Source organism: Flavobacterium sp. (assembly GCF_044348915.1).
Taxonomy (GTDB): Bacteria; Bacteroidota; Bacteroidia; order Flavobacteriales; family Flavobacteriaceae; genus Flavobacterium.
The window spans coordinates 1-11122 of the sequence record NZ_JBIKRX010000088.1 but is presented as its reverse complement, the minus strand read 5'-3'; the positions used below and the strand labels follow the sequence as shown (position 1 = coordinate 11122).

The 11122-nt window shown below is 35.0% G+C and carries 10 protein-coding genes and 1 tRNA gene; 6 read left to right on the top strand and 5 right to left on the bottom strand.

The genetic code is table 11. The features are described 5' to 3' along the window. Window positions 1–171: 171 nt before the first annotated feature. The gene (gene rpmA / locus ACIQ1E_RS12180; RefSeq protein ID WP_133276499.1) at window positions 172–438 is read right to left on the bottom strand and encodes a 50S ribosomal protein L27; all 267 of its coding nucleotides are present in this window, start codon (window positions 436–438) and stop codon (window positions 172–174) included. Window positions 439–461: 23 nt separating this feature from the next. Then, window positions 462–887, bottom strand: coding sequence for a 50S ribosomal protein L21 (gene rplU / locus ACIQ1E_RS12175; protein WP_103806943.1), 426 nt, complete (start codon window positions 885–887; stop codon window positions 462–464). A 269-nt stretch (window positions 888–1156) separates the two neighbouring features. Here rplU and ACIQ1E_RS12170 point away from each other — a divergent pair, with 269 nt between their 5' ends. Beyond that, window positions 1157–2482, top strand: a complete 1326-nt coding sequence (locus ACIQ1E_RS12170; protein WP_396171576.1) for a M16 family metallopeptidase — start codon at window positions 1157–1159, stop codon at window positions 2480–2482. Between the two features lie 10 nt (window positions 2483–2492). Beyond that, window positions 2493–4541, top strand: a complete 2049-nt coding sequence (locus tag ACIQ1E_RS12165; RefSeq protein WP_396171575.1) for a M16 family metallopeptidase — start codon at window positions 2493–2495, stop codon at window positions 4539–4541. Between the two features lie 108 nt (window positions 4542–4649). Here the strand turns inward: ACIQ1E_RS12165 and ACIQ1E_RS12160 are convergent, their stop codons facing one another. Then, on the bottom strand, window positions 4650–5516 hold the full coding sequence (locus ACIQ1E_RS12160; RefSeq protein ID WP_396171574.1) for a DMT family transporter: 867 nt from the start codon (window positions 5514–5516) through the stop codon (window positions 4650–4652). A 109-nt stretch (window positions 5517–5625) separates the two neighbouring features. Between ACIQ1E_RS12160 and ACIQ1E_RS12155 the strand changes: the two genes are divergently transcribed. Continuing rightward, entirely contained in the window at window positions 5626–6003 is a 378-nt protein-coding gene (locus ACIQ1E_RS12155; protein ID WP_396171573.1) for a heavy-metal-associated domain-containing protein, read from the top strand. Between the two features lie 57 nt (window positions 6004–6060). Here ACIQ1E_RS12155 and ACIQ1E_RS12150 read toward each other — a convergent pair. Continuing rightward, window positions 6061–6142: transfer RNA gene (locus ACIQ1E_RS12150), tRNA-Leu, on the bottom strand. Between the two features lie 106 nt (window positions 6143–6248). On the opposite strand from ACIQ1E_RS12150, the gene ACIQ1E_RS12145 reads away from it, so the two are divergent. The 3 genes from ACIQ1E_RS12145 to ACIQ1E_RS12135 all read left to right on the top strand — a co-directional run bounded on the left by ACIQ1E_RS12145 (window position 6249) and on the right by ACIQ1E_RS12135 (window position 9865). Beyond that, complete coding sequence (locus ACIQ1E_RS12145; protein ID WP_396171572.1) at window positions 6249–7637, top strand: dipeptidase; 1389 nt, start codon at window positions 6249–6251, stop codon at window positions 7635–7637. A gap of 147 nt (window positions 7638–7784) precedes the next feature. Beyond that, the gene (locus ACIQ1E_RS12140; protein ID WP_396171571.1) at window positions 7785–8156 is read left to right on the top strand and encodes a BlaI/MecI/CopY family transcriptional regulator; all 372 of its coding nucleotides are present in this window, start codon (window positions 7785–7787) and stop codon (window positions 8154–8156) included. A gap of 302 nt (window positions 8157–8458) precedes the next feature. Continuing rightward, window positions 8459–9865 (top strand): M56 family metallopeptidase, encoded by a 1407-nt coding sequence (locus ACIQ1E_RS12135; protein WP_396171570.1) that lies wholly within the window; start codon window positions 8459–8461, stop codon window positions 9863–9865. Between the two features lie 76 nt (window positions 9866–9941). Here the strand turns inward: ACIQ1E_RS12135 and ACIQ1E_RS12130 are convergent. Next, window positions 9942–11122, bottom strand: a 1181-nt coding sequence (locus ACIQ1E_RS12130; RefSeq protein ID WP_396171569.1) for a saccharopine dehydrogenase family protein, incomplete at its 5' end; no start/stop codon positions are given.

Here is an 11122-nt window from a genome sequence, read left to right as displayed (position 1 = left end):
CCAGCTTCCTTCAGATTCTACCTCACGGTAGACACCCTTGCTCTTGGCTAACGATTCCCATTGGCAGGCTCGTTCGGGATTTACACCCTATAGATATATGGTATGCGTAGCGCACAACAAAAAACCCGTTCGCCAAGGCGAACGGGTTTTTTAATAAATTGAGAAAATCGATTATGCTTCAACTTCGAATGGAAGGATTGAAACGTATGATTTATTATCTCTTTTCTTTTGGAACTGAACAACTCCATCTACTCTTGCGTGTAGGGTGTGATCTTTACTAATGTAAACGTTTTCACCTGGATTATGTTTTGAACCTCTTTGTCTTACGATGATGTTCCCTGCAATAGCAGCTTGTCCACCAAAAATCTTAACACCTAAACGTTTTGATTCTGATTCTCTACCATTCTTGGAACTACCGACACCTTTCTTGTGAGCCATGACGTATTAGTTTTATTTTGTTATTATTCTTGTGTCTCTTCTTTTTTAGCTTTTGGAGCCTTTTTTACTTTTGGAGCTTCTACTTCTTCAGCAGCAACTTCAACAGTTTCTTTTTTAGCAGCGGCTTTCTTAGGAGCTGATACTGAAATACCTTCGATTACAATTTGGGTAAGATACTGACGGTGACCGTTTCTCTTTTTGTAACCTTTTCTTCTTTTCTTTTTGAAAACGATTACTTTATCTCCTTTTAAGTGTTGTAACACTTTGGCTTCTACTGAAGCTCCTTCTATAGCTGGGGCGCCTATCGTGATTGAACCGTTGTCGTCTAACAAATAAACTTTATCGAAAGAAACTTTTGTTCCTTCTTCATTTGCCAAACGGTGAACGTAAACCTTTAGGTCTTTGCTAACTTTGAATTGTTGCCCTGCTATCTCTACGATTGCATACATAACAAATTGTTTTATAAATTTTTAAGGTTGCAAATATACAATTAAATATTTATTCTGCAATTAGTTGCTATAAAAAAATAGTTGAATTGGATAAACACCTGTTTATAAGGGACTTTACTGATAGTAAGCGCTATGTTTTTGGTTAACAATTGTTAAATTATCTATAAAGCAGGAAAAAAATGTCTTCAAGCACAAGAAAACAGTATTTTTGATGTAACAAAAAACAGCTTTTGATTACCAACTGAAAACAATAAAATTTATTAATCCTTATGAAAAAATCAATAATGGCGTTAAGTGCTGCACTATTGCTGGGAGGAATTGCCTCGGCACAGAAAGTAGATTTCGAAGAATATACTTTAGATAACGGGATGCACGTTATTTTGCACAACGATCCTTCCGCTCCAGTGGTCATAACCTCAGTAATGTATCACGTAGGTGCCAAAGACGAAAATCCAGAAAGGACAGGATTTGCACACTTTTTTGAACATCTATTGTTTGAAGGAACAGAAAATATCAAACGTGGCGAATGGATGAAAACCGTATCCTCAAATGGAGGCGTAAACAACGCCAACACTTCCGACGATAGAACCTATTATTACGAAGTTTTCCCGTCGAATAATCTAGAATTGGGACTTTGGATGGAATCGGAAAGAATGTTGCATCCTGTCATTAATCAGATTGGGGTCGATACCCAAAATGAGGTTGTTAAAGAAGAAAAGCGGACACGTTTTGACAATCAGCCCTACGGAAATATTATGAAGGCTGTAAAAGAAAATATGTTCAAAAACCACCCGTATCGCTGGTCGCCCATTGGCTCAATGGAACATCTAGACGCAGCAAAACTGGAAGAATTTCAAGCTTTTTTCAAAAAATTCTATGTTCCTAAAAACGCTGTTTTAGTCGTTGCAGGTCAAATTGACATTACCCAAACCAAAGAATGGATCAAAAAATATTTTGGTGCTATTCCAAGTGGTGAAGCCGTAAAAAAACAAACTTTTGTCGAAGAACCTATCACTCAAACCATTAAGGCAACCTATCAGGATCCTAACATTCAACTTCCGATGTTGGTTACTTCGTACAGAACACCATCAATGAAAACTAGGGATGCTCGAGTATTGAATTTAATTTCTTCGTATTTAAGCGACGGGAAAAGTTCAAAATTGTACAAGAAAATAGTTGATCAAAAGAAAATGGCCTTGCAAATTGGAGCTGTAGCTTTGAGTCAAGAGGACTATGGTTTGTATTTTATTTACGGTTTGCCAATGTCGCCAGCAACTTCTGCTGATTTATTGAAAGAAATTGACGAAGAAATCTTAAAAATCCAAACCGATTTAATTTCTGAAAAAGATTATCAAAAACTACAAAATACTTTTGATAATCAATTTGTGAATAGCAACGCCAGCATCGAAGGAATTGCCGAAAACCTAGCAAAATTCTACATGCTTTATGGCGATATTAAATTGATTAATAGCGAAATTGAACTATACCATTCTATTACTCGAGAAGAAATTCGTGAAGTGGCCAAAAAGTATTTAAATCCAAATCAGCGATTGATTTTAGATTACGTTCCTTCAACTGAAAAAGCTCAAAACTAAGACCTATATCATGAAAAAGACAAGTATAATATTATTCATTCTGTTCATAACCGGAATTATGCAAGCACAAGACCGTCCACAACCTAAACCTGGAAAAGCGCCAGTGGTAAACATCAAAAAACCACAAACATTTGTAATGGCTAATGGTCTAAAAGTGATGATTGTCGAAGACCATAAATTACCAAGAGTAACTTATAATCTAACTTTAGACAATGCTCCTTTTGCAGAAGGCAACAAAAAAGGCGTAGATGAATTGACCAGCAGTCTCATTGGAAATGGATCGAAAAAAATCACCAAAGATGTTTTTAATGAAGAAATAGATTTTTTTGGAGCCAATGTTAACTTTAGTTCGAGTGGTGCTTTTGCAAGTTCCCTCTCTAAATATGCCAATAGAGTTCTAGAATTAATGGCTGAAGGTGCGTTGAATCCAAACTTTACACAAGTAGAATTCGATAAAGAAAAAGCTAAAATGATCGAAGGTCTTAAAGCCGAAGAAAAAAGCGTTCCTGCCATTGCAAATAGAGTTGGAGATGCTTTAGCATTTGGAAAAAATCATCCTTCTGGTGAGTTTGTAACTGTTGAAACACTAAATGCAGTAACTCTTGCCGATGTTCAGACTAATTATCAAAACTATTTTGTACCTGAAAACGGGTATTTAGTGGTTATTGGCGATGTAAAATACAGCAAAGTAAAACCTGTTATCGAAAAACTATTTGGTTCTTGGGCAAAAAGAAGTACTCCTAAACTGACGTATACCGATCCAAAAAACGTCCCTTTCACTCAAATCAATTTTATTGATATGCCCAACGCGGTTCAATCTGAAATTTCATTGATTAATACCGTGAATTTGAAAATGAGTGATCCTGATTTTTTCCCTGCTACTATTGCAACTTATATTTTAGGAGGTGATTTCAACAGCTATCTAAATATGAACTTAAGAGAAAAGCATGCTTGGACATATGGCGCCAATGCAATAATTGGTTCAGGTAAATACGTATCAAAACTAAAATCAGCTTCGGCAGTAAGAAACATGGTTACTGACAGCGCGGTGGTAGAATTTATCAAAGAAATTAAAAAAATAAGAACCGAAAAAGTAAGCGAAGAACTGCTAGCTAATGTAAAAGCAGGTTATGTTGGGCGTTTTGTTATGCAAGTTCAAAAACCTCAAGCTATTGCTAAGTATGCTTTAAACATTGAAACCGAAAAACTTCCGACAGACTTTTATGAAAATTATATTCGAAATATAAACGCTGTAACTGCAGAACAAGTACAACAAGCTGCTAATAAATATTTCTTGATTGATAACACTCGAATTGTAATCGCAGGAAAAAGCTCAGAGGTGATTCCAAGTTTAGAAAAACTAAAAATTCCAATATTTTACTTTGACAAATTCGGAAATCCTTTAGAAAAACCTGTTTCAAAAAAAGAAGTTCCAGCTGGCGTTACTACCAAAACCATTTTGGATAATTACATCAAAGCAATTGGAGGCGAAAAAGCAGTTGCTTCAGTAAAAACAATTTCGATGCTTGGATCTACAACCATTCCTCAAGCTCCATCACCATTAACCTTTACAAATAAAGTTGACTCTAAAGGTAAAATCAGAGTTGAAATTACAATGGGACCAATGAGTTTGATGAAACAGGTGGTAAATGAAAAAGGGGCTTATGTTGAGCAACAAGGCCAAAGAAAAAACATTGAGGGAGATGCTTTAACTGAAATGAAGGCTAGCGCAACCCCATTTGAAGAACTTCAACTTGCAAAGAAAACAGGACTTTCTGTTACTGGCATTGAAACTATCAACGGAAATGATGCTTATGCAATTCAAAATGGGAAAACCACTTTGTATTATGACACAAAAACTGGCCTCAAAGTTGCAGAAGCCAAAACCGTGGAACAAGGCGCAAATAAAATGACTCAAATGACAAGCTATGCAGATTATAGAGAAGTAAAAGGAGTAAAAGTTCCTTTTAATATCATCCAAAATGTAGGATTCGAATTGGATATAAAAATGTCTGAAGTGAAAATCAATGAAGGCGTTACTGATGCGGATTTCGAATAGTTGGAAGATTGAAACCGACAAATTAAAACGTCTTGAGAAATCAAGACGTTTTTGTTTTTAATTAAATGTCTTTCTGAAATCTGCCACCTGAAATCTGCAATTTGAAGTCTACTTCTTAGCCGACAAATAAACACCTGCCAAAATTATAAAAGCGCCTAAAAACTGAACCGGCGTAAGCATTTCGTTATCTAATAATCCCCAAGAAAAGGCAACTATTGGAATCAAATACGTAACCGAAGTAGCAAAAACCGGCGAAGATATTTGTATGGTTTTAAAGAAAAGGATATTGGCTATTCCCGTTCCAACCACCCCCAAAATCATCACAAACAAAACGGAATGTTGGACTGTATCAACAGCGATTACCGAGAAAAAATCAGAGAAAAATAAAACAAGAAGCGCTGGTAAGAGCAATACCAAAAAATTCCCTGTGGTAATACTCAATGGACTCAAATCAGAAAGGTATTTCTTGATTAAATTGACATTAGTAGCATAACAAATAGAGGCTATAATAATTAATATGGCATAATAAAAATTTTGTTCTGGATGGTGAATCGCTCCGTTTATAATTAACAAAAATGTTCCTATTAATCCAATAATGACTCCAAAAATCTGCGCTCTTTTGAAACTCAATCCAAAAGCTAAACCACCCAAAATCATCGTGTTTAATGGTGTAAGGGAATTCAAAATTGCACTCACAGAACTATCAATTTGAGTCTGCGCTATCGAAAAAAGAAACGCTGGAATAAATGTTCCTAAAGTTGCTGTCAAAGCGATGTATTTCCATTGTTGAAGCGGAATTTGCGACAAACTCCTAAACCCAATTAGCAGCAAAAAAATCGCTGCAAATATAATTCTCAATGAACCTAATTGCATCGCGGTCAAACCAACTAAACCTCTCTTTATTAATATGAATGAACTCCCCCAAATTAAGGCTAGCGTAAGCAAGTAAACCCATTTCAATTGTTTTGAATTCATCTCTATAAATTTTGGCTCAAAATTGTAATTATTTTATGAATTAGCGGTTGTTTTTTTAGTAAATTTGTTTACTAAAATTAAAATTATTAATATTTAAACCCCAATAAAAATGAATTTAATCAAATCTATATCAGCAATACTGCTTGCCAGTCTTTTATTTGTGGGTTGTAAAGAAAAGTCAACTGAAAACGCAACAGATACCACAATAGAAACCGGAACTCCAAAAGTTAAAAAGGAAATTGCCGCCACAAACCTACAAACAGCTAGTTTCACCATCAAAGGAATGACTTGTGCTATAGGATGTGCCAAAACCATACAAGAAGAATTAAATGGACTCGATGGCGTACAAACTGCAACAGTAGATTTTGAAAAAGAATTGGCAACCGTTTCGTTTGATAAAACAATCTTGACACCGGAACAATTGACAAAAGTAGTTGAAGCGACAGCGGACGGAAAATCTTATAAAGTTTCTAATATGAAAATATAAAGCAAAAACTTAAGTTTGTTTCAAAAAAAAAGCTTCTCAGTTGAGAAGCTTTTTTTGTGCGGATAATAGGACTCGAACCTACACGCCTTGCGGCACCAGATCCTAAGTCTGGCATGTCTACCAATTTCACCATATCCGCGAAATCTGAGTGCAAATATAAGCATATCTTCTAACTTTCAAAGGAATATTATAAAAAATATTCAAGGTCTTTTTTGTACTTTTGAAACTATAAAAAAATACAAATTATGGAAACCATAAAATCATACGTGCAAGAGCACAAAGATCGTTTTATCAACGAATTAATCGAATTATTGAAAATTCCTTCAGTCAGTGCCGATCCCGCTTACCATCAGGATATTATCACTACGGCCAATGCAGTTAAAGCAAGTTTAGAAAAAGCAGGATGCGATTTTGTCGAAATTTGTGAAACACCTGGAAACCCAATTGTGTATGGCGAAAAAACTATAAATAAGGATTTACCAACCGTTTTGGTTTACGGACATTATGATGTACAACCCGCCGATCCAATCGAATTATGGACTTCTCCAGCCTTCGAACCTGTAATCAAAAAAACCGAAATTCATCCAGAAGGAGCCATTTTTGCCCGTGGTTCTTGTGATGATAAAGGCCAAATGTATATGCACGTGAAAGCCTTGGAATATATGATTCAATCCAATACTTTGCCTTGCAACGTCAAATTTATGATTGAAGGCGAAGAAGAAATAGGATCCAAAAGCTTGGGCTGGTTTGTAGAACGGAATCACGAAAAACTCAAAAATGACGTGATTTTAATTTCAGATACTGGAATGATTTCTAATCAACAACCTTCGATCACGACTGGATTGCGTGGTTTGAGTTATGTGGAAGTCGAAGTTACAGGCCCCAATCGTGACTTGCATTCCGGATTGTATGGTGGTGCTGTTGCCAATCCCATCAATGTTTTGGCAAAAATGATTGCTTCGCTTCACGACGAAAATAATCACGTGACCATTCCGGGATTTTATGATAAAGTAGAAGAACTATCATTAGAAGAAAGAGCTGAAATGGCCAAAGCTCCTTTCAATTTAGAAAAATACAAAAAAGCCCTTGACCTCAACGATATCTACGGCGAAAAAGGCTATGTTACCAATGAAAGAAATTCAATTCGTCCAACACTTGACGTAAACGGAATTTGGGGTGGATATACTGGCGAAGGTGCTAAAACTGTTATTGCGAGTCAGGCTTTCGCCAAAATTTCGATGCGATTGGTTCCAAATCAAGATTGGGAGGAAATCACCGAATTGTTTAGCAAACATTTCACTAGCATTGCTCCGGCAGGAGTAAAAGTAAAAGTAAAACGGCATCACGGCGGACAAGGTTATGTAACACCAACGGACAGCATTGGCTACAAAGCAGCTAACAAAGCCTACACCGAAACCTTTGGAGTTCCTGCCATTCCTGTTCGTTCCGGCGGAAGTATTCCTATTGTTGCTTTATTCGAAAAAGAACTAAAAAGCAAAACGATATTGATGGGATTTGGTTTAGACAGCGACGCAATTCATTCACCAAACGAACATTTCGGAATTTTTAATTACTTGAAAGGAATTGAGACGATTCCGTTGTTTTATAAGTATTTTGTGGAGATGTCTAAATAATATTTACCGCGAAGACGCTAAGGCACAAAGAAAAAAGTTTTAATCCGTTCATTCTGAATTGAGTGAACGGATTTTTTTTGAAAAAAAATTTGGATATTAAAATTATTATTCTACATTTGTAGAGTTAATTCTAAAAACGTAGAACAAATGTCTTTATCCAATTCAGAAGAACAATTAATGGAACACCTTTGGAAACTCGAAAAAGCTTTTATGAAAGACTTGCTTGAAGCCTATCCAAAACCAAAACCTGCAACCACAACTGTAGCCACCTTATTGAAAAGAATGATTGACAAAAAATTTGTGGCTTACAACGAATTTGGAAACTCAAGGGAATATTATCCAATGGTCAAAAAGACTGACTATTTCTCAAAACACGTAAACGGATTGATTAGTAATTTCTTTAATAATTCAGCTTCGCAATTTGCTTCTTTCTTTACTAAAGAAACCAATTTATCAGAAATAGAATTAGAAGAATTGAAAAAAATCATCGATGTTGAACTTCAAAAAAAGAAAAAATGATTGACTTTTTAATTAAATCAACAATTCCATTATTAGTGTTTTTGGCCATATATCACTTACTATTGGAAAAAGAAAAAATGCACCAATTCAACAGGTTTTACTTGTTGTTTGGACTTGTTTTTTCACTTGTAATTCCGTTTATAACTATTGAAATTATAGAAGAAATCACAACACCAATTATACAAAATAGTGCAGTCCAGATAAATCAGGGAAGTATTGTATTGGTAGAAGAAACCAACTATTTACCTATTATACTTTGGAGTATTTACGGATTAGTTACTACTCTTTTTAGTATTCGATTTTTGAATAATCTTTTAAAAATAATCTCTAAAATAAATTCGAATAAAAGTGTCGATTATAAAGATGCAAAACTGATTTTATTAGAAGAAAAAGTTCTTCCACATACTTTTCTAAATTTCATTTTTATTAATGAAACCGAATACAATAATCGAAAAATTGAGACCGAATTATTTTCACACGAATTGACTCACGTTCTCCAAAAACACACTTTCGATGTGTTGTTTATAGAACTATTGAAAACAATATTCTGGTTTAACCCCATTTTTATATTTTACAAAAAAGCCATACAACTCAATCACGAATTCCTTGCAGATGAAAAAGTTATAGCAACTTATAATAATGTATCATTTTACCAAAATTTATTACTTTCAAAAGCTAACAGCATTCCAACATACTATTTAACCAGTAATTTAAACTATTCATTAACAAAAAAACGCCTCATCATGATGACAAAAACCACTTCAAAAACCAAAGCAATTTTAAAAAAAATCGCTGTAATTCCATTTATATTGGGATTAGTATTCTTTTTGTGTTTGAAAACAATTGCTCAAGAAAGCAACGCAATAGTTAAAGTTCAATCTGACACAAAAGAAAATCCAACAATTGACAGACGAGATGAATATTACGCTGGAGTGCGAATAATATTTAAAGATTGTGATAAAAAAATTCTTGTCAATAAACAATATGAAGAACTTACCGCAGAGGAAAAAGACCAGTATCTTCCTGGTTATGTTCCAACCCCATTTATAGAGAAATCACCTAGCAAAAATGAATTTACCGATTTTAAAAATTCTGCAAAATACGCTGTTTGGATAGATGGAAAACACTACCCTAATTCAGAATTAAGTAAATACTCAGCTTCTGACTTTGTATATTTTTCAGGAAGTTCAGTAAAGAAAAATGCAAGAAGCAAGAAATTTCCACAGCCATTTCAATATAACTTTTACACAAAAATTTATTTTGATAAAAATTTAAAAAACTCTTGGAAAAAATTTGAAGGAAAAGAAATAATAGGCACTCGAAACTGTGCAGATAAATGGGATAAAACTAACAATTTCAAAGAACTAGTTGAAGAAAAAAAGCCTGTTGTAGTAGCGGCTACAACTAACGCACTAATAGAAAAAATTGACCCTCAGTTTCCTGGCGGAATGCAAGAATTTTTTAAATTCGTAGGTAAAAACTACACAGTACCTAACAATTTTAAAGGAAGTGGAAAAATATACGTTTCGTTTATGGTAGAAATTGACGGTTCATTATCAGAATTTCAAGTACTTAGAGATGCAGGCCTTGAAACCGGTGAAGAAGCCTTGAGAGTTTTAAAATTATCTCCAAAATGGATAGCAGGAAAAGAGGATGGGAAAATAACTAGAATGAGGTATAACATACCAATAAAAATAGAAGCCAATTAACTGTTTGATACTATTGAAAATCCGTTCATTCTAAAATTGAGTGAACGGATTTTTTTTTCTCAGATTAAACAATTCCTCAGGCATTATACCCCAAATAAGGCACTTCTACTTCATTGAAAACAACCCCATATTCTTCCAATTCTTTCAAAATGGGCAAATACACTTCTTCTCGAATGGGGAGTTGCACTCCTGGAGTTTTTATCTTTCCGTTTAGGATTAACAAAGTAGCCATCGCAACAGGCAGGCCAACGGTTTTCGCCATTGCGGTAAAGGTTTGGTCTTCGCCAAGGCAAACCATTTTGGAATCTATTTGCTGTTTTTTACCATCCAATTCGTAGCCAAATTTATGATACATCACAATCATATCTTTGTCCTTAGGTTGCAATGTCCAACTATCGGTCAGGATTTTTTCGAGAATTTGAGCTGGCGTGGCATTTTTCAAACCTACTTTTTTGTTTGGGTTGAACAAATCCAATTCCAATAATTTATCCCACATTATATCATCTTGATCAATTTTCAAAATCAAACGCATCTTGATTTCGACAGAATCTGTTGGGTGATAGGGCAAGAAAGAATTCACGAATTGGCGGTAACTCATAGTTTCGGAACCTTCCATAATGTAACTGTCATCGGTCATTCCGAGTTGCACAAACATATTCCAGGCTTTCGAAAAACCTACTCTGCGAATGGTGCCTCTATATAAAGTCAGCACATCGTTCAGTCCATACACCTCAAGATATTTTAAAGAATCTCGGTTGGAATAGCCTTCAAATTTTCCGTAACCTTCCACTTCTAGGAATTCGGTTCTGCGAAATAAAGTGCAATAAGGAATGTATTTATAAGTCCCTTCCTGAAGAAATTTGGCTGCGCCGCCTTGACCTGCTAAAACTACATTTCTCGGTGCCCAAGTAAATTTATAATTCCACAAATTCGTATCCGATTCAGGAGCAACTAGTCCACCGCAAAAGGATTCAAACAAAAGCATTTTTCCGCCTTTGGCTTTTATTTCATCAATTATTTTCATTGCACTCATGTGGTCAATTCCAGGATCGAGTCCAATTTCATTCATAAAAATTAAATTGTTTTCTTTGGCTAAAGCGTCCAAATCCTGCATCGCATCGCTTATATAAGAAGCAGTCACCATATGCTTTTTATAGGCAATACAATCTTTCGCCACCTCTATATGAAGATGCGCTGGTAACATTGAGATCACAATATCCGCTTTTTGAATGGCGTCTTGCCGCTGACTCACATCAA

Coding starts and splice junctions, on each gene's coding strand:
- rpmA (WP_133276499.1), bottom strand. CDS start 438: ATGGCTCACAAGAAAGGTGTCGGTAGTTCCAAGAATGGTAGAGAATCA.
- ACIQ1E_RS12140 (WP_396171571.1), top strand. CDS start 7,785: ATGTCTTTATCCAATTCAGAAGAACAATTAATGGAACACCTTTGGAAA.
- ACIQ1E_RS12160 (WP_396171574.1), bottom strand. CDS start 5,516: ATGAATTCAAAACAATTGAAATGGGTTTACTTGCTTACGCTAGCCTTA.
- ACIQ1E_RS12145 (WP_396171572.1), top strand. CDS start 6,249: ATGGAAACCATAAAATCATACGTGCAAGAGCACAAAGATCGTTTTATC.
- ACIQ1E_RS12155 (WP_396171573.1), top strand. CDS start 5,626: ATGAATTTAATCAAATCTATATCAGCAATACTGCTTGCCAGTCTTTTA.
- ACIQ1E_RS12170 (WP_396171576.1), top strand. CDS start 1,157: ATGAAAAAATCAATAATGGCGTTAAGTGCTGCACTATTGCTGGGAGGA.
- rplU (WP_103806943.1), bottom strand. CDS start 887: ATGTATGCAATCGTAGAGATAGCAGGGCAACAATTCAAAGTTAGCAAA.
- ACIQ1E_RS12165 (WP_396171575.1), top strand. CDS start 2,493: ATGAAAAAGACAAGTATAATATTATTCATTCTGTTCATAACCGGAATT.